The organism is Kitasatospora sp. NPDC101183 (assembly GCF_044767945.1).
Taxonomy (GTDB): domain Bacteria; phylum Actinomycetota; class Actinomycetes; order Streptomycetales; family Streptomycetaceae; genus Kitasatospora.
In genome coordinates, this window is record NZ_JBIWOW010000008.1 from 160,135 (window position 1) to 176,962 (window position 16,828).

The 16,828-nt window shown below is 73.6% G+C and carries 16 protein-coding genes, 1 tRNA gene and 1 pseudogene; 11 read left to right on the forward strand and 7 right to left on the reverse strand.

The window, feature by feature from the left end; translation table 11 throughout:
* Nucleotides 1-118: 118 nt before the first annotated feature.
* From ACIRRS_RS13260 to ACIRRS_RS13270, 3 genes and pseudogenes are all read left to right on the forward strand, one after another.
* A pseudogene (locus tag ACIRRS_RS13260) lies at nt 119-1,192 on the forward strand (sugar phosphate nucleotidyltransferase); the annotation flags it as partial.
* Between the two features lie 175 nt (nt 1,193-1,367).
* The gene (locus tag ACIRRS_RS13265; RefSeq protein WP_402969195.1) at nt 1,368-2,396 is read left to right on the forward strand and encodes a Yip1 family protein; all 1,029 of its coding nucleotides are present in this window, start codon (nt 1,368-1,370) and stop codon (nt 2,394-2,396) included.
* Between the two features lie 83 nt (nt 2,397-2,479).
* Nucleotides 2,480-3,370, forward strand: coding sequence for a metal-dependent hydrolase (locus ACIRRS_RS13270; protein ID WP_402969198.1), 891 nt, complete (start codon nt 2,480-2,482; stop codon nt 3,368-3,370).
* A 62-nt stretch (nt 3,371-3,432) separates the two neighbouring features.
* Here the strand turns inward: ACIRRS_RS13270 and dcd are convergent, their stop codons facing one another.
* Both dcd and ACIRRS_RS13280 read right to left on the reverse strand, forming a co-directional pair.
* On the reverse strand, nt 3,433-4,008 hold the full coding sequence (gene dcd, locus ACIRRS_RS13275) for a dCTP deaminase (protein ID WP_402969201.1): 576 nt from the start codon (nt 4,006-4,008) through the stop codon (nt 3,433-3,435).
* Between the two features lie 69 nt (nt 4,009-4,077).
* On the reverse strand, nt 4,078-4,314 hold the full coding sequence (locus tag ACIRRS_RS13280) for a hypothetical protein (RefSeq protein WP_402969203.1): 237 nt from the start codon (nt 4,312-4,314) through the stop codon (nt 4,078-4,080).
* A gap of 259 nt (nt 4,315-4,573) precedes the next feature.
* Here ACIRRS_RS13280 and ACIRRS_RS13285 point away from each other — a divergent pair.
* Nucleotides 4,574-4,647: transfer RNA gene (locus ACIRRS_RS13285), tRNA-Gly, on the forward strand.
* Nucleotides 4,648-4,758: 111 nt separating this feature from the next.
* On the opposite strand, the gene ACIRRS_RS13290 is transcribed toward ACIRRS_RS13285, so the two are convergent.
* Nucleotides 4,759-5,574 (reverse strand): alpha/beta fold hydrolase, encoded by an 816-nt coding sequence (locus tag ACIRRS_RS13290; protein WP_402969206.1) that lies wholly within the window; start codon nt 5,572-5,574, stop codon nt 4,759-4,761.
* Nucleotides 5,575-5,793: 219 nt separating this feature from the next.
* Here ACIRRS_RS13290 and ACIRRS_RS13295 point away from each other — a divergent pair, with 219 nt between their 5' ends.
* Nucleotides 5,794-6,699: an alpha/beta hydrolase fold domain-containing protein gene (locus tag ACIRRS_RS13295; RefSeq protein WP_402969208.1), complete on the forward strand. Its 906-nt coding sequence runs from the start codon at nt 5,794-5,796 to the stop codon at nt 6,697-6,699.
* Nucleotides 6,636-7,010 carry a prolyl oligopeptidase family serine peptidase gene (locus tag ACIRRS_RS13300; protein ID WP_402969680.1) on the forward strand — a complete coding sequence of 125 codons (375 nt, stop codon included), beginning with the start codon at nt 6,636-6,638 and terminating at the stop codon, nt 7,008-7,010. Before ACIRRS_RS13295 ends, ACIRRS_RS13300 begins: the two co-directional genes overlap by 64 nt.
* 71 nt (nt 7,011-7,081) lie before the next feature.
* Here the strand turns inward: ACIRRS_RS13300 and ACIRRS_RS13305 are convergent, their stop codons facing one another.
* Entirely contained in the window at nt 7,082-8,224 is a 1,143-nt protein-coding gene (locus ACIRRS_RS13305) for a helix-turn-helix domain-containing protein (RefSeq protein WP_402969211.1), read from the reverse strand.
* Nucleotides 8,225-8,334: 110 nt separating this feature from the next.
* Between ACIRRS_RS13305 and ACIRRS_RS13310 the strand changes: the two genes are divergently transcribed.
* The 3 genes from ACIRRS_RS13310 to ACIRRS_RS13320 all read left to right on the forward strand — a co-directional run bounded on the left by ACIRRS_RS13310 (nt 8,335) and on the right by ACIRRS_RS13320 (nt 11,070).
* Nucleotides 8,335-9,294 carry an FUSC family protein gene (locus tag ACIRRS_RS13310; protein WP_402969213.1) on the forward strand — a complete coding sequence of 320 codons (960 nt, stop codon included), beginning with the start codon at nt 8,335-8,337 and terminating at the stop codon, nt 9,292-9,294.
* Nucleotides 9,295-9,329: 35 nt separating this feature from the next.
* Complete coding sequence (locus ACIRRS_RS13315; RefSeq protein WP_402969216.1) at nt 9,330-10,136, forward strand: alpha/beta fold hydrolase; 807 nt, start codon at nt 9,330-9,332, stop codon at nt 10,134-10,136.
* A 91-nt stretch (nt 10,137-10,227) separates the two neighbouring features.
* Nucleotides 10,228-11,070, forward strand: a complete 843-nt coding sequence (locus ACIRRS_RS13320; RefSeq protein WP_402969219.1) for an alpha/beta fold hydrolase — start codon at nt 10,228-10,230, stop codon at nt 11,068-11,070.
* Nucleotides 11,071-11,147: 77 nt separating this feature from the next.
* Here the strand turns inward: ACIRRS_RS13320 and ACIRRS_RS13325 are convergent, their stop codons facing one another.
* On the reverse strand, nt 11,148-12,326 hold the full coding sequence (locus ACIRRS_RS13325) for an alpha-hydroxy-acid oxidizing protein (protein WP_402969222.1): 1,179 nt from the start codon (nt 12,324-12,326) through the stop codon (nt 11,148-11,150).
* Nucleotides 12,327-12,769: 443 nt separating this feature from the next.
* Between ACIRRS_RS13325 and ACIRRS_RS13330 the strand changes: the two genes are divergently transcribed.
* A complete protein-coding gene (locus ACIRRS_RS13330) occupies nt 12,770-13,741 on the forward strand; it encodes an alpha/beta hydrolase (RefSeq protein WP_402969225.1) in 972 nt (323 codons plus the stop codon).
* 67 nt (nt 13,742-13,808) lie between these two features.
* Here the strand turns inward: ACIRRS_RS13330 and xerC are convergent, their stop codons facing one another.
* The gene (xerC, locus tag ACIRRS_RS13335) at nt 13,809-14,927 is read right to left on the reverse strand and encodes a tyrosine recombinase XerC (protein ID WP_402969228.1); all 1,119 of its coding nucleotides are present in this window, start codon (nt 14,925-14,927) and stop codon (nt 13,809-13,811) included.
* Nucleotides 14,927-15,163, reverse strand: coding sequence for an excisionase family DNA-binding protein (locus tag ACIRRS_RS13340; RefSeq protein WP_402969683.1), 237 nt, complete (start codon nt 15,161-15,163; stop codon nt 14,927-14,929). Before ACIRRS_RS13340 ends, xerC begins: the two co-directional genes overlap by 1 nt.
* Nucleotides 15,164-15,208: 45 nt before the next feature.
* Between ACIRRS_RS13340 and ACIRRS_RS13345 the strand changes: the two genes are divergently transcribed.
* Nucleotides 15,209-16,741, forward strand: coding sequence for a hypothetical protein (locus ACIRRS_RS13345; protein ID WP_402969231.1), 1,533 nt, complete (start codon nt 15,209-15,211; stop codon nt 16,739-16,741).
* Nucleotides 16,742-16,828 lie beyond the last annotated feature (87 nt).

Genomic DNA, 16,828 nt, shown 5'->3' on the forward strand with positions numbered 1-16,828 from the left:
TCGGAGCAAATACAGTAGGCGCCGGACGGGGTCGACCCCGTCCGGGAGCACACCACGACGGAGGTATCGGCCCACCCAGGGCCGGGCCGCGGAGAACGCAAGGGGAACAGCGCAGACCATGACCGAGGCGATCATGCTGGTCGGTGGTAAGGGCACGCGACTGCGTCCGCTGACCACCCACACCCCCAAGCCCATGCTGCCGGTGGCAGGCGTCCCGTTCATCGCGCACCAGCTGGCCCGCGCCGCGGCCGCCGGCGTCACCAGGGTCGTGCTGGCCACCTCGTACCTGGCCGAGGTGTTCGAGGACCACTTCCAGGACGGCACCCCGTACGGCATCGAGCTGGTCTACCTGACCGAGCGCGAGCCCCTGGGCACCGGCGGCGCGATCCGCAACGCCGCCTCCGGCCTGACCTGCGGCCCGGACGAGCCGGTGCTCGTCTTCAACGGCGACATCCTCTCCGGCGTCGACATCGCCGCCCTGCGCGACGGCCACGTGGCCGCCGGGGCCGACGTCACCCTCCACCTCACCCGGGTCGAGGACCCGCGCGCCTTCGGCCTCGTCCCCACCGACGGGGACGGGCGGGTGCTGGAGTTCCTGGAGAAGCCGGAGACGCCGGAGCAGATCGTCACCGACCAGATCAACGCCGGCTGCTACGTCTTCACCCGCTCCGTGATCGACCGCATCCCGACCGGCCGGGAGGTGTCCGTCGAGCGCGAGACCTTCCCCGAGCTGCTCGCCACCGGCGCGCTGCTGCGCGGCGTCGTCGACACCTCGTACTGGCTGGACCTCGGCACCCCGGGCGCCTTCGTGCGCGGCTCGGCCGACCTCGTCCTCGGCAAGGTCGACTCCCCCGCCGTGCCCGGCCCGACCGGCGACGCCCTGCTGCTGCCCGGCGCCAGCGTCCACCCGGGCGCGGTGCTCAGCGGCGGCACGGTCGTCTCCGAGGACGCGGTGGTCCAGGCCGGCGCGATCGTCGAGGGCAGCGTCATCCTGCCGGGCGCGGTGATCGGCCCGGACACCCTGGTCAAGGACTCCATCGTGGGCGCCTTCGCCGTCGTCGGGGACCGCTCGGCACTGGACGGCGCGGTGATCGGCGACGGCGCGATCGTCGAGTCCGACAACGAGCTGCCCGCCGGCGTCCGGATCGCCTGCGGCACCCTGCTCCCGGTCGGCGCCGTGCGCACCTCCGCCGGCCCGGGCGGCTGCCCGGCCGGCGCCTCGGCCGCCGCGGCCGTACACGGACCGTCCGTGTCCGCCCAGCGCTGACGGCGGGTTTCGGCCCCGGTTCGTCTCAGGCTCGCTGCAAACCGGCCCCGGCTGCGTCCGGGGCCGGACGGGCGTCGGCCCCGGCGGGTACCTTCGGACCGTGGCTGGTAATCGATACGACAGCGGACAGGGCGCCGACCCGCGCGGCGGGTGGACGCCCCCTCCGCCGCCGCCGGCGGGGGTCGGGGGGAACGCCCACGGGCGTGCGGACGGGCCGGAGTTCTTCACGGCCCCGCATCCGAGCATCGGCCCGTCGGCCCAGGCGGGGCCGGGGGGAACGGCCGGCGACGGGTACGGCCCGTACGGGGGCCCGAGCGGTGCGGGTGGTTCGGGCGGCCAGGACGGCTACAACTACGGCGCGGGCGGCTACGAGCCCCACGACCCGTACGCGGCCGACCGCCCCGGCAGCACCCGGGCCTTCCCGACCGGCGACCCGTACGGGCAGCAGCAGCCCGGGTACCCGGAGCAGCCGTACTACGGCGAGGGCGGCTACGAGCAGGAGCAGGAGCCCCAGCAGCAGCCGTACGGCCAGGACAACGTCACCGTCTACCGCGCCGGCGGCCAGTCCGCCCCGCACGTCACCGGCCCCCGCCCGCAGTGGCGCGAGCTGCTGACCGGCATCGTCCGCACCCCGACCGCCATCTTCGACCGCACCCGCGACCACCAGGTCTGGCTGCCCGCCCTCGTCGTCTCCCTGCTGTACGGCGGCCTCGCCGTCCTCGCCATCGGGCTCACCCGCGACGACATCGTGGACTCCACCTTCGGCGTGGCCCTCACCGGCATCGCCGTCGGCGCGGTCGGCTTCACCCTCGCCGGCGCCGTCTTCGGCGGCGTCACCTACGGGCTGGCCCGCCAGCTCGGCGGCGACGGCCCGTGGCGCTCGACCGTCGGCCTGGCCGCGCTGATCGGCTGGCTGACCGACGCCCCCCGGCTGCTGCTGGACCTCGTGCTGCCCTCCGGCAACGCCGTCGTCCAGGCCGTCGGCTGGGCGACCTGGATGCTCTGCGCCTACCTGCTGACGAGCATGGTCCGCCGGGTGCACGACCTGCCCTGGGGCAAGGCGGCGGGCGCCGCGGGCGTGCAGCTGCTCGCCCTGCTGGTACTGATCAAGCTGCCGACCCTGGGCTGAGGGGCTCCGGGCAGAATGGGGGCGGGCCCCGGTCACGAGCCGGGCCGCCCCCTCCCCGCACCCCACACCCTCCGGAGCCAGGCATGACCCTCCCCACCACCCACGTCAGCTTCCCTGCCGGGGCGGTGAGCGGCGAGTCCCCGGTGCTGGCGGTGCGGCCGCTGGCGGACGGCCGTCACGCCGTCGTCACCGGGGCGACCCCGTTCCACCCGCTCGACCACACCTGGCCCGACCAGCCCGCCGACCACGGCACCCTGGCCGTCGACGGCGCCGAGTGGGCCGTGGTCGACTGCCTGACCGGCGCGGTCGGCCCGGAGGGCGGCGAGGTGCTCGTCGGCGCCGACATCCCCGTCCGCCGCGGCGACGAGGAGTGGTCCTGGCTCGTCCTGCACGTCCTGGACACCGACCCGGGCGAGATCCTCGGCCGCACCGCCGTCCTGACCGTCGACGCCGGCCGCCGCGCCGCCCTCAGCGCCTCGCACAGCGGCTGCCACCTGCTCGCCCTCGCCCTCAACGAGGCCCTCGCCCCGCGCTGGCGCAAGGACCCGGGCCGCTCGGACGCCCTCGGCCACCCCGACTTCGACAGCCTCGCCATGGCCGGCTCGGTGATGGACACCGCGGCCAGCACCGACACCTACCGCCTCGGCAAGTCCCTCAAGAAGAAGGGCTTCACGGCCGACGCCACCGACGAGCTCCCCGCCCTCGCCGACGCCCTGCCCGCCCTCACCGAGGCCGTCAACGAGCGCCTGGCCGCCTGGGTCGCCGCCGACGCCGCCGTCCGCATCGACGTCCCCGGCCCCGAGCTGACCGCCCGCCGCCAGTGGCACTGCGAACTGCCCGAGGGCGCCGCCACGATCTTCTGCGGCGGCACCCACCTGCACCACCTCGGCGAGCTCGCCGAGCTGCGCACCGAGCTGCGGCTCTCCGAGGACGGCAGCGAGCTGGTCGCCGTCACCAGCCCGAAGCGGGCCTGAGAAACGCCGCGGGCGGCCACCCCGCGTGGGGTGGCCGCCCGTTCGATGCGCTCTCGCCGCCGTCAGACCTCGCTGCGGTGGAAGTTCAGGTACGAGCGGGACGGCGTCGGGCCGCGCTGGCCCTGGTACCGCGAGCCGTACCGCGCCGAGCCGTACGGGTGCTCCGAGGGCGAGGACAGCCGGAACAGGCACAGCTGCCCGATCTTCATCCCCGGGTACAGCTTGATCGGCAGCGTCGCGACGTTCGACAGCTCCAGCGTCACGTGGCCGCTGAAGCCGGGGTCGATGAAGCCCGCCGTGGAGTGGGTGAGCAGGCCCAGCCGGCCCAGGCTCGACTTGCCCTCCAGCCGCGAGGCCACGTCATCGGGCAGCGTGATGACTTCGTACGTCGAGGCCAGCACGAACTCGCCCGGGTGCAGGATGAACGCCTCGTCCCCGTCCGGCTCGACCAGCCGGGTCAGGTCCGGCTGCTCCTCGGAGGGGTCGATGTGCGGGTACTTGTGGTTCTCGAACACACGGAAGAAGCGGTCGAGCCGCACGTCGATGCTCGACGGCTGGATCATCGCCGGGTCGTAGGGGTCGACGACGACCCGACCCAGGTCGATTTCGGTCCGGATGTCCTTGTCAGAGAGCAGCACGCTTCGAGGTTACGTGCACGACGGGGCCCCGGACGAATCCGCCCGGGGCCCCGTCGGGTCACACACCGCTCACGCCAGGAACTCGGCGGCCTCCAACCGCAGCGCCCTCGCCAGCTGCGCGGTCGACAGCTCCCGTACGTCGGCCAGCACCGAACTGCGCATCCGCCCGCACTGCGGGCACCTGATCAACCGCCCCGGCCCGAGCCGCCCGGGCCCGAGGTTCTGCATCGGAAACGTGGTGGTGCTGAACAGGTGCCCCTCGGCACAACGAACGACGGCGCGCTGATCCATCGATCCCCTTCCCATCCCTAACCCAGTACTCACCCGTACTCACGCCCCGGCGGACCAGGCCCCGGGACAGCGTCACATTAGGGGATGTTCCGGACATTCCACACCATGGCTCGCCGCCCCCGCCCCACCCGCCGGAGCACCTTCACGCGGACCGAACAGTACGCCCCCCACCCGCCCCCACCCCGCTCCGCCACGACCCCCGACCACCTGTGCAACCACAGTCTCGGATGGGGTACAGTGACACTGGAATGAGCGGTCTCTGACGGCTCATCAGGCGGGCGTAGTTTAATGGTAGAACATGAGCTTCCCAAGCTTATAGCGCGAGTTCGATTCTCGTCGCCCGCTCCAGCAGTAAAGGCCCAGGTCAGCGACCTGGGCCTTTTGCGTTGTCTAGACCAATCCACCCCCGCCGTGCCAGATCCGTGCCAGAAGGCCGGGACGCGGTCGTCGGTGGGTCCCTCAGCTGCCGGTGCGGACGGAGTCGGCGAAGGCGAGCAGGCGCTCGTTGACGGCGTCGGGTTGGTCGACGTGGGCGGTGTGGCCGGCGCCTTCGAAGACGGTGGAGGTGGCCTTGGGGTTGAGGGCGGCGGTGGCGGCGGCGTGCTCGGCGGGCCAGAACTGGCTCTGGGCTCCGGCGGTGATCAGGACGGGCACTTCGGCGCGGGCGACGACGTCCCGCCAGTCCTGACGGGAGTGGTCGAGCAGGAGCGGGTAGGTGTCCGGGGTGATCAGGCTCGCGGCGCCGAGGCCGCCGGCGGCCTTGATGGCGGCGTCGAGCTCGACGGGGTCGGGCCAGGGGCGGCCGTGGCCGGTGGCGAATGCCTCGGGGGTGGTGAAGAAGGTGCCGAGGTTCTCGTCGGTGAGGCCGTAGAAGCCGTACGGCCAGTCGGGGGTGTTGACCATCTTCGGGCTCTGGTCGATGGTGGCGATCCCGGCGAGGCGGTCGGTGCCGCAGAGGCTGACGTAGGCCCAGATGGTGTTGGCGCCCATCGACTGGCCGACCGCGAGGACTTCGCGCAGGTCGAGGGCGGTGAGCAGGTCGTCGATGTCCTTGCCGTGGCGGGACATGCGCTGGCCCCAGGCGGGGCGGTCGGACTGGCCGGCCCAGCGGCGGTCCAGCGAGAGCACCCGGTACCCGGCCGCCCGCAGCGGCGCCCACTGCAGGGCCCAGTCGTCGGCGGGCGCGCCGTAGCCGGAGACGAGCAGGACGGGTCGGCCTTCGCCCTCGTCGTAGTAGTGCAGGGAGACGCCGTCGTTGGTGGTGATCCTGGGCACGGGGGCTCCTGATGGCGGGGAGGGGGAGGGACTGGTTCATCGTCGGGGCACCCGAAGGAGGACGGGTTGCGGCACGCACGGGCCTCACCCACTCGGCGGGATTGTCGCGGCTGACAGGTTCGGGCATGCGAGCGCTGTTCCGGGCTCCATGGTTCGTCCCGCGCCCGGCAGCCACGGTGGAGCACGTCCGAATCCGATCCGGGCGAACGGAGTGCCTCGATGAACCGCTTCCTGTCACGTACAACCGACCACGGGGGCGAGGTACGGCGTCGTCGGCCCTGGGTGGTCACCACGGCCGCCGTGCTGCTCGGGCTGCTCGCCGTCCTGGTCACCGTGGTGATGACGGTTCCCGTGCCGACCACGGCGACCGCGCTCCTCACCCTGGGCATCGACGGCGCGCAGGAGGTCACGCTGGTGCTGCTCGTGGTCGGCGCGGGGCTGGCGTTGCTGGCGTGGCGGCGGCGGGCCCGGGTGGCCACGCTGGTCGCGGGTCTGTGCGCGGCGATGATGCTGGCCATGACCGCCGTCCCGGCTGCCGCCCTGTGGCGTACCGCGTCGGCGCAGGAGACTCACGTGTCCCTCGGCAGCTACCTGGGGCACGGGCTCTCGCTCGGTTCCGAGCGTCCGAAGGATGCGCAGACGCTCACCTACGCGACCGTCGACGGCACGGCGTTGAAGCTCGACTACCTACCCGCGCACGGCAGTTCGCAGGCGGGCTCCCGTCCGGCCATGGTGTACGTGCACGGCGGCGGCTGGAAGATCGGCGGCCGGGAGGACGGCTACCCGTGGGGGAAGTGGTTCACCGACCGGGGCTACGCCGTCTTCACCATCGACTACCGGCTGCTGCCGCACGCCGACTGGCAGACCGGCCCCGGCGACGTGAAGGCCGCCGTCGGCTTCGTGCGCGACAACGCCGCCCGCTTCGGCGTCGACCCCGCGAACATCACCCTGTTCGGCGAGTCGGCCGGCGGACACCTCGCCATGATGGCCGCCTACACCCAGGGCGACCCGATGTTCCCGCCGACCAACCCCCACGCGGACACCTCGGTGCGCAGCGTCACATCAACTTCTACGGCACCACCGACTTCGACGACGCCCTCGCTCACTCCACCGCCCCGGGCCTGATCCGCGACGCCACCCGCGAGTACGTCGGCGGCACCAAGGAGCAGCAGCCCGAGCGCTGGTACGCCTCCTCGCCGCTGCACCACGTCCGGCCCGGTCTGCCGGCCACGCTCAGCATGCACGGGCAGGACGACCGGCTGATCCCGCCGTCCCAGCTGCACCTGCTCGATGCGGCATTGGCGAAGGCAGGTGTGCCGCACCGTAGCGTCGAACTGCCGTGGGCCAGCCACCTGTTCGACCTCACCCGGGGCAACCTCGCCACCCAGATCGCGGGCGGTGTGATCGAGCAGTTCGAGCAGCAGCAGGCCCGCTGACCCGCTGCCCCGTGCCGCCTCCGCCGAGTCACCGCTCGACGGAGGCGGCACATCGGCGTGCGGGGAGGGGGTCAGTCGCTGTTCCCGGTCGCCTGGAGGTGGCGCACCGCCCACCACAGGGTGAGGGCGTCCTCGGTGCGGGCCGGGTCGAGGCCGGTGGCGGCGGTGAGGGCGCGCATCCGGTAGCGGAGGGTGTTGGGGTGGACGAAGAGGGCGGCGGCGGCCTGGTCGGCGTTGGCGTCGGCGGCGAGGTAGGCGTCGACGGTGTGCACCAGGGTGGTGCGGCGCTCGCCGCTGGTGTGGCCGAAGCACCGTTCGACGAGTTGCTCGCCGACCGCCGGAAGGGCCAGCACGGCCAGGTGGAGCGGGAGTTCACCGCTGCGCACGCACCGGTGGAGGTCGAAGGCGACGGCCAGTTCGTCGGAGCGTTCGGCCTCGTTCAAGGACTCGCGCAGCCGGGCCAGCGGGCGGGCCGAACCCAGGCCCGAAGGCAGCGTCACCCGGGGCGGGAGCGGGCGGGTGGTCAGCCCGATGACCCGGTCGGTGCCCGGCTCGGCCAGCAGCGCGGCGGTGTGCGGGCGCAGGGCCCGTTCCACGGCGGCGATCGTGCGGCCCTTGCCCGGCCGGGCGTGGCAGACGTGGTACTCGGCGCGCAGGTCGAGGCCCAGCGCCGTGGCGGCGGTTGCCAGGTATTCCGTGGGCAGGTCCCCGGTGAGCAGCTGACGCAGGAGCAGGGTGCGGTGCTCCTGGGCGGCCTGGGCCTTCTCCAGCTCCCGCTCCCGGTGCCCCTGGACCACCGCCGCCGAGAGCCGGTCGCAGCCGGCCCAGAAGTCCCGGGCCAGGTCCAGTCCGACCTGCGGGGCGTCGGCCCGGCGGATCTGTTCGTAGAGGGCGTCGAAGGCGCGGCGGGTGGTCAGCCGGAACGCCTCCAGCAGCGGCTCCAGTCCGATGCCCTGCTCGGCGCGCAGGGCGCCGAAGGCGGCGAACTGCGCCTGCTCGTCGGCGGTGGCGTCGCGCTCCTCGCGCAGGAACGCCAGGACCGGCGCCAGCACGGCCAGCAGCTCGGCCCGCACCCGGACGGCGTCGTGCCCGTGGTAGGCGGGGATCTCCCGTACGACGGTGGTGGCGGCGCCCGCCGCGATGTCCTCCAGCGACAGTGCGGCCAGGACGCGTCCGCGCTGCTCGCGGGCGAGCGACTCGGCTTCTTTGTTCACACGGACAATTCTGGCCCGCGGGCCGCTGTTCCGCGCACCATGGCCGCCGCCGCGCCGCCTGGGCAGGGTGGAAGGACCCCCCGAACCGCTCTCGCCAAGGAGCCTCCGCCATGCAGCGCCCCAGCCGTCTCGCCACCGTGCCCTGGGACCGTACGGTCCGCAGCGCGGTCGCGATCACGGCCGCGCTGGTCGCCGCGCACGCGCTGGCCGGTCCGGCCGGGGTGCCGGTGGCCGTGGCGGGCGCGGTGTGCAGCGTCAACGGCGACCACAGCGGGCCGGTGGGCGAACGCGCGGCCCGGTTCGCCGCGATCCTGCTCGGGGGAACTGCGGGACTGCTGCTGGGCCACGCCGCGCCCACGCCCGGCTGGGGCCAGGTGGCGTGCATGGTCGTGGCCGCCCTGGTCGCCGGGCTGGTCGGCAGCGCCCGGCCCGCCGACCAGCTGTTCGGGCTGAAGCTGATGGTGCTGACGGCCATCGGCATGGGCCTGGGCAACTCTCTGGGCGCCGTCCACACCGTGGCGCTGTACGGCCTCGGCTGCGCGCCGATGGGCCTGCTGCTCGCCGTTGCCGGGTGCCGGAGTCGCCACGCACCCGCCTCCTCGACGGGCTCGGTGTCGGGGCGGCCCGACCGGGACGCGGCACTGCGTCTGCCGCTGTGCGTCGGGACGGCCGCCGTCCTGGCCGAAGTGCTGCGGCCCGAGCACGCCTTCTGGCTCCCGCTGACCGCCGCGCTGGCCTTCCGGCCGGCCGACGCCTCGGTGCTGCGGCGGGTGGGCGACCGGGTCGCCGGAACGGTCCTGGGCGTGCTCGCCGCCGCCCTGGCGGCGCAAGCCCTGTCGGGCTGGGCACTGATGGCGCTCGCCGTCCTGGTGGGCGCGGTCTTCCCCGGGGCCACCGACCGCTCGTACGCCCTGCACACCGCGCTGGCGAGCGTCATCGTCCTGGTCCTGGCCGTCCCCGGCCCGCCCTCGGACGGGACGGTGATCACCGCCCGGCTCACCGACACCCTCCTCGCCTGCGCGGTCGCCGTCGCCGTGGGACACCCCTGGCGCCGCCGGACCGTTGCCTGACCCCTCTCCCCTGCTCACCACTCCTGGAGGCTGTCATGCCGCGCTTCGTCGCGAGCGACAACACCGCCCTGCACTACTACGACGAGGGAACGGGCCGCCCCGTCGTCCTGATCGCCGGCTACGGCGCGTCCGCCGACAGCTGGGCGCTGCAATGGGCGGCCCTGCGCGCGGCCGGCCACCGGGTGATCTCCTTCGACCGCCGCTGGCACGGCCAGTCCGACCAGCCCGCCCACGGACACCGCATCGCCCGCCACGGAAAGGACCTGCACGATCTCCTCGCCCACCTCGACCTCGCCGACGTGACCGTGGTCGGATCGTCGATGGGCGCCAGCACCATCTGGGCGTACGTCAGTCTCTTCGGCTGCGAGCGCCTGGCCGGGATCGTCACCATCGACCAGACCCCGAAGATGGTCAACAACCCGGGCTGGCCGTACGGCTTCTACGGCCTCACCTCCGACAACCTCGCCACCTTCTTCCTGCACCCCAACGCCGTCAACACCGGACACGGCCGCACCTGGCCCGAGCCGGCGGCCACCGACGCGGCGATCCGCCGGGCCGGAGGCCGGGGCATGAGCCGCCTGATCACCCCTGACACGTACCCCCTGCTGTTCGACCACGCCTGCCAGGATTGGCGCGACACCGTCGCCGGGATCACCGTGCCGGCCCTCATCGTGGCCGGTGCCGACAGCCAGTTCTGGCCCAGCGAACACGCCACCGCCACCGCCATGTTGAGCCCGTTCGCCCGCGCCGTCGTCGTCCCCGGTGCCGGACACCCCACCCACCTCGACCAGCCCGAGACGGTCGCCCGGCTCCTGGCCGACTTCGCCGCCACCACCGCCTGACCGACCAGCCGACCCCACCCGGCCCGCAGCACCCGCCGCGGGCCGGGCAACTCGCGTACCCGCCCTTCCTGAAGAAGCCCGGAGCAACACGATGTTCACCCTCCCCAGCCCCGGTGGCATCCGCGTCCACGTCCACACCTGGGCACCCGACGGCCCGCCCCGCGCCGTCGTCCAGATCGCCCACGGCATGGGCGAGTACGGCGGCCGCTACGCCCGCCTCGCCGAAGCGCTCACCGCCGACGGCTGCGCCGTCTACGCGGGCGACCACCGCGGCCACGGCCTGACCATGCACGCCGGCAAGGGCCGACTCGGCGAGGACGGCTGGAACGAGCTCGTCGCCGACCTCGCCCGCATCACCGCCGTCGTCGAGCGCCGCCACCCCGGCGTCCCGGTCGTCCTGCTCGGCCACAGCCTGGGTTCCTTCGCCGCCCAGCAGTACGCCCTGGACCACGGCGCCCGCCTGGCCGGCCTCGCCCTCTTCGGCACCACCGCCCTGGACCACCTGGCGCGCGCCGGTACCGGCATCGGCCCTCAGCTCCTCGCCGCCTTCAACCAGCCGTTCCAGCCGGCCCGCACCCCCGCCGACTGGCTCAGCCGCGATCCCGCCGCCATCGACGCCTACCTCGCCGACCCGCTGTGCGGATTCAGCCTCGACACCGCCGGCTTCCACGCCCTGGCCGCCGCCGCACCCCGCCTCGCCGACCCCTCCTGGGTCCGCCCCGACCTGCCGGTGGCGGTCTTCGCCGGCGAGGCCGACCCGATCACCGCCGGGCTCGCCCCCGCCGACCTCGTCGCCCGCCGCTACCGCGACGCCGGCCTGGACGACGTCACCCACCACAGCTACCCGGGCGCCCGCCACGAGTTGCTGCACGAGACCAACCGGGACGAGGTCACCGCGGATCTGCTGGTCTGGCTCAAGCGCGTCACCGCCTGACCGGCCGCGACGTGACCGGAGGACGCCACGAGCCCGGCCCCCGCTTCGGGGGCCGGGCTTCGGGGTGCGGCGGTCCGTCAGAGCCTGCGGATCGCTCCCTCGGCGCGCAGATCGGCGAGGGCGGGATAGCCGTCGACGGCCATGATCAGGTCGGCCTCGGCGAGCAGCGAGCGCAGCACGTGCACGATGCCGTCGGTGCCGCCGACCGCGAGGCCGTAGGCGTAGGGGCGGCCGACGCCGACCGCCGTGGCGCCGAGCGCGAGGGCCTTGACGAGGTCGGCGCCGGAGCGGATGCCGGAGTCGAACAGGACGGGCAGGCCGTCCGCGGCCTCGACCACACCGGGCAGGGCTTCCAGGGCGGGGAGGCCGCCGTTGGCCTGCCGGCCGCCGTGGTTGGAGCAGTAGATGCCGTCGACGCCGCCGTCCTTGGCCCGGCGGGTGTCCTCGGGGGAGCAGATGCCCTTGAGGATGATCGGCAGCTTGGTGATGGACCGCAGCCAGGGCAGGTCGTCCCAGGTCAGCGGGTTGCCGAAGATGCTGATCCACTCGCGGACGGTGGCGCGCACGTCTTCCTCGGGGGCCTTGGCGAGGCGGGCCCGGAAGACCGGGTCGGAGGTGTAGTTGGCCAGCGCGTGGCCGCGTAGCTGCGGGAAGTTGCTGGCGCTCAGGTCGCGCGGGCGCCAGCCGGTCAGCCAGGTGTCCAGGGTGACGACGATGCCCTTGAACCCGGCGGCCTCCGCCCGGTGGACCAGGCTCTCGGCGAGTGCCCGGTCGGTGGGGGTGTAGAGCTGGAAGAAGCCCGGGGTGTCGCCGAACTCGGCGGCGACCTGCTCCATCGGGTCCACGGTCAGGGTCGAGGCGATCATCGGCACGCCGCTCTTCGCGGCGGCGCGGGCGGTGGCGAGGTCGCCGTGGCCGTCCTGCGCGCACAGCCCGATCACGCCGACCGGCGCCATGAACAGCGGCGAGGGTAGCTTCAGGCCGAACAGGTCCACGGACATGTCCCGCTTGGTGGCGCCGACCATCATCCGCGGCACCAGGCCGTACCGCTCGAAGGCGGTGACGTTGGCCCGCTGGGTGAGCTCGTCCCCGGCGCCGCCCGCGACGTAGGAGAGGACGGACGGCGGCAGCGCCGCCTGCGCTCGCGCCTCCAGCTCGGCGAAGTTCATCGGCATGGTGGGGAGCACGCCGGAGAGCCCGTCGAAGTAGATCTCGTTCTGGTAATCCCCGTACTGCCCCTCGGACTTCACGTCCATCGCGATCGCCGCCTTTCCAGATACCGCCCGACCGGGACCTTCCCGAGGGCGGCACCTCCCACCGTGCCAACCGGGGACGACGGCGGCCATGTCCCGGGGACCAGGAGACGCGCGTCGGGAATTGTCGCTGCGAACAGGTCGGGTGCGATCGCCGGAGCGGGCCCTCACGGAGATCCGTGGCCGCTGAGTGCGGGCGGCGCCCCGTCGCCGGGAGGGCCTTGCCCCGATCGGCTCAGTGGCACGTCGGCGGCCCGATCGTCGAGGGGCCCCTCCGGGGCCGGGCATCCGCTGCCTCGGCGGCCGTATTCGGTGGCTGTGGCCGGAGGATTGTTCCGGGCGACAGTTTTCACCCGGACGGTTCTGTCTGGCGCCCCATGGCCGGCCGATTCCTCCGGAGCGAGCCTGGTGACAGGTCCAGAACGGCTCCGAGGAGGTCACACAGGATGAACGAGACCACAGGTACCCGGGGAGCGGTCGATCCGCCCATCGCCGCGATCCTGGAGCAGATCAACGCCATCACCGGGCTGTCCGTCCGCGAGGCGGACCCGGAGGAGCTGCGGGCTGCCGATCGGCAGCTGCGGGAGGCGTCGCCCGCCCCGCCGAGGATCGAGGTCGGGTCCGTGCGGGACGCGGTGGTGCCGGGCCCCGCAGGGGACATCCCCGTGCGGGTCTACCGGCCGGAGGCGGAGGGGCCGGTGCCGACCGTGGTCTTCTTCCACGGCGGCGGCTGGGTCACCGGCGACCTCGACAGCCACGACCTGGTCACCCGCCGGATCTGCCGCGACGTCGGCGCGGTCGTCGTCGCCGTCCACTACCGGCGCGCCCCGGAGCACCCCTTCCCGGCCGCCTACGACGACTGCCTGGCCGTGGCCCTGCACGTCGCCGACCACATCGGGGACGACGGCGGCTGCCCCGACCGGCTCGCGGTGGCGGGGGACAGCGCCGGTGCCAACCTGTCCGCCGCCGTCGCCCTGGCCTTCCGCGACCGGCACCGCCCGCTCGCCGCCCAGCTCCTCGCGTACCCGGCCACCGACTTCGACGGGGACTTCCCCAGCCACACGGAGAACGCCGCCGGCTACCTGCTCACGCGGGAGGCCCTGACCGACTTCAAGTACCTGTACGCCGGCGACGACCCCGCCGTCCGCACCCTGCCCCAGGTCTCCCCGCTGCGCGCCGCGAGCCACGCCGGACTCGCGCCCGCGATCATCGGCACCGCGCGGTTCGACCCGGTGCGCGACGAGGGCGTCGCGTACGGCGAGGCCCTGCGCGCGGCCGGCGTCGACGTGTTCAGCCGCACCTACGACGGCCTGATCCACGCCTTCCTCGGCCTCTTCCCGCTGTCGCCCGCCGCCGACGCCGCCTTCGGCGAGCTGTGCGCCCGGCTCAAGCAGCGCCTTGCGGACCAGGCCGGCTGACGGCGGCGGAAGGTGTCGGGAGAGCCTGGTCGGCGGAAGCCGTCCGGGCTCGTCCTGGTGCGGGCGATCACGCCTCGCGGGCCTGCGCCGTGGTGTCGGAGGCCGCTCGCTTGCGGCGGGCGCTGCGGATGTCGACGACGGCGGCGCTGATGCCGTTGGAGATCTTGGTCTGCTGCTCCTCCGTGGCGTGCTGGTAGATCAGCGCAGCGCGTGGGGAGTTGTGGCCCATGAAGGTCATGAGGTCCCGGAGGCTCGCGCCGGTGCTGGCGGCGAGGACGTTGCCGGTGTGGCGGAGGTCGTAGAAGCGGAGGTGCTCCAACTCCGGCTTCTTGCGGGCCTTGCGCCATTTGCGGCCGAAGGTCGAGCAGCGGAACGGGGCTCCGCGCTCGCCGACGAAGAGCAGGCCGTTCCCGCCGTCCTGGGCGTACCAGCGCAGGTGCCGCTCGAACTCCGGGAGGAGTTCGGACGGGATGCGGAGCGCGCGCTTGCCGGCCTCGGACTTGGGGTCGCCCACGGCCCGTTCGCCGGTGCAGAGTTCGGGGGCCGCACGGCGAATCCACACGATCCCCTTCTCCAGGTCGACGTCGCGGCAGCGGAGTTCGGCCTGCTCTTCCGGTCGCAGGGCCATGAAGGCGGCGATGAACACCATCAGCTGCCAGCGCGGGCCCATCAGCTCGGCGGCCACCTCCTTGCCGCCGCCCTTGACGCGGCAGGGGTTGCGGCGGATCAGCTCGTCGTCGACGGCGGTCTCCATGATCGACTTGAGCGGTCGGCAGGACTTCGCGGCGGTGGTCTTGATGCTGCGGCTGCGGAGCCCGGCGCGCCAGGAGCGGGCCTGGGGAGCGGTGATGTCCTTCACGTCGGACTCGCCGAAGGTCGGCGCGATGTGGAGGCGGAGGAGCCGGTGGTACAGCTCCTCGGTGAGCGGCACGAGGTCGCGCTCGTCGATCCAGGCGGTGGCGTAGAGGAGGAAGTTGACGGCTCCCGCGTTGGGATCTCGCCATTCGCCTCGCCGTATGTCGGCCTCGGTCTCGACGAGCCAGGCTTCGGCGTCACCCTTCGTCTCGAACGTCTCGTCGGCGTTGCGCAGGGCACCATCGGGGCCGGGGTAGCGGCCCTGGAAGCGGCCCGAGGGGAGCTTGCGGACGGAGCCCCAGCGGCGCTGGCGACCGGAGTTGTTCGCCATCAGGCAGCCCTCTCGAAGCGGCGGCCACCGGAGCGGACCGGGCGGATGGCGGGGACGGTGCTGGCCTCGATGTAGGCGTTGAGGACGCTCTCGGCGATGCGGACGTGGGTGCCGATCTTGACGAAGGCGATCCGGTGCTCGGCGATGAGGCGGCGGGGGAAGCGCTCGCTGGTGCCCAGGCGCCCGGAGACCTGGGCGCCACCCTCGAACAGCTCGGGGACGCCCTCGACCTGCACGTCCTCCAGTACGGCAGGAAGGTCAACAACCACGTCTACCACCGCATGATCCGCGCCGACCCCGGCGACCGCATCCTCGACGACGAGGACTGGGCCGCCATCGCCCGCCGCGTCATGGCCGCCGCCGGCATTGCCCTGGACGGCGACGAGGACGCCTGCCGATGGGTCGCCGTGCGCCATGCCGACAACCACATCCACATCCTCGCCACCGTCGTCCGCGCCGACCTCACCCAGGCTCGCCTGTACGGCGACCAGTACCGCGTCGAAGCCGAACTCACCAGGATCGAGCGCCAGTACGGACTCAAGGACCTCTCCGACACCCGCACCCGCGAGTACCGGGACGCGATCCCCAAGCGCGCCACGGGAGCCGAGATCCGCAAGGCCGAGCGCCTCGGCCGGGAGGGCACCGACCGCGACCGCCTGCGCACCGCCGTCCGCCAGGCCCTGGCCGGAGCCGCGGACGAGGAGGAGTTCACCGCCCGGCTCGCCGCGAACGGCGTCCTGATCGGCGTGCGCCGAGCGCCCTCCGGCGACGTGACCGGCTACAAGTTCGCCCTCCCCACCGGCGACGAGACCGGTCCGGTCTGGTTCTCCGGCAGCAAACTCGCCTCCGACCTCACCCAGCCCAAGATCCGCGCCCGCTTCACCCTCGGCGTTGATCAGCCCGCTCCCACGCCCGACCCCCGCACCTGGCCCGCCGAGAGCCGCCACCGGGCCAGCACCACCGTCGAACGCGCCTACCCGGCTTTCGATGACGAGCAGGACGCCGCCCGCGCGGAGGCGGTGATCCGAGGCGGCCTCGAAGTCCTCGACACGCTCGCCGCCACCAGCCCCACCCTCAGCAGGAAGGAGATCCACCAGGCCGCCCGGGCCCTGGAGTACACCCGCACCGCTCACACCCGCGCCGCCGGCGCCGACCTGCGCGCGATGCGCTCCGCCGCCCGCGAACTCCTCCACGCCGGACCCGCCACCGGCCGGGGCGACGACGGCACCGCCGCCGCCACGATCCTCACCAGCCTCGTCCTGCTCGTCATCATGATCGCCAAATGGCACGCCGCCCAAGGCCACCGCCACCAAGCCGAAGCCGCCCACACCGCCGCCCAACACCTGCGCGCCGCCTACACCCGCCACGCCGCAAAGCCGATCGCCCACCTCACCCTCGAAGGCCGACTCCTCCCGACACCCGACCACGACCGGCAGGCCGACACCGTCCGCCGAACCCTGCCCGCCGACCAGGCCACCCGCCTCCTCGCCGAGGACAACTGGGCAGCCCTCGCCGCCTCCCTCGCTCAAGCCGAAGCCGCCGGCCACGACCCGACCACCCTGCTCACCAACGCCGCCGGGCGGCGCGAACTCGCCACCGCCGACTCACCCGCCGCCGTCCTCACCTGGCGCATCCGCCGCGACGCCTACCTCCCCGCCCCCGCACCGGCCGCCACCCCGGACGAACTGCGCACCCGCGCAGCCATGTCCAGGAGCACCACCAGCCGCACTACCACCCCTGTGGTGACCACGGCCGTGCAGCCGCCCAGGCCACCGGCACCGCCCACGGCTGACACCAACCGCCCCTGGCGGTAACCAGCCGAGGGACGGAGGGCGCGGGAGACCCCCGCACCCGCCTCTTCGGCATCCGAGCGGCCGAAGCACGCACCTGGCTTGCGCGGG

What these genes read in the sequence shown, in the direction of transcription:
- xerC (WP_402969228.1), bottom strand. Translation starts at nt 14,927, where the DNA reads ATGGCGAACAACTCCGGTCGCCAGCGCCGCTGGGGCTCCGTCCGCAAG.
- ACIRRS_RS13345 (WP_402969231.1), top strand. Translation starts at nt 15,209, where the DNA reads ATGATCCGCGCCGACCCCGGCGACCGCATCCTCGACGACGAGGACTGG.
- ACIRRS_RS13330 (WP_402969225.1), top strand. Translation starts at nt 12,770, where the DNA reads ATGAACGAGACCACAGGTACCCGGGGAGCGGTCGATCCGCCCATCGCC.
- ACIRRS_RS13315 (WP_402969216.1), top strand. Translation starts at nt 9,330, where the DNA reads ATGCCGCGCTTCGTCGCGAGCGACAACACCGCCCTGCACTACTACGAC.
- ACIRRS_RS13320 (WP_402969219.1), top strand. Translation starts at nt 10,228, where the DNA reads ATGTTCACCCTCCCCAGCCCCGGTGGCATCCGCGTCCACGTCCACACC.
- ACIRRS_RS13325 (WP_402969222.1), bottom strand. Translation starts at nt 12,326, where the DNA reads ATGGACGTGAAGTCCGAGGGGCAGTACGGGGATTACCAGAACGAGATC.
- ACIRRS_RS13295 (WP_402969208.1), top strand. Translation starts at nt 5,794, where the DNA reads ATGAACCGCTTCCTGTCACGTACAACCGACCACGGGGGCGAGGTACGG.
- ACIRRS_RS13310 (WP_402969213.1), top strand. Translation starts at nt 8,335, where the DNA reads ATGCAGCGCCCCAGCCGTCTCGCCACCGTGCCCTGGGACCGTACGGTC.
- ACIRRS_RS13270 (WP_402969198.1), top strand. Translation starts at nt 2,480, where the DNA reads ATGACCCTCCCCACCACCCACGTCAGCTTCCCTGCCGGGGCGGTGAGC.
- ACIRRS_RS13280 (WP_402969203.1), bottom strand. Translation starts at nt 4,314, where the DNA reads ATGGGAAGGGGATCGATGGATCAGCGCGCCGTCGTTCGTTGTGCCGAG.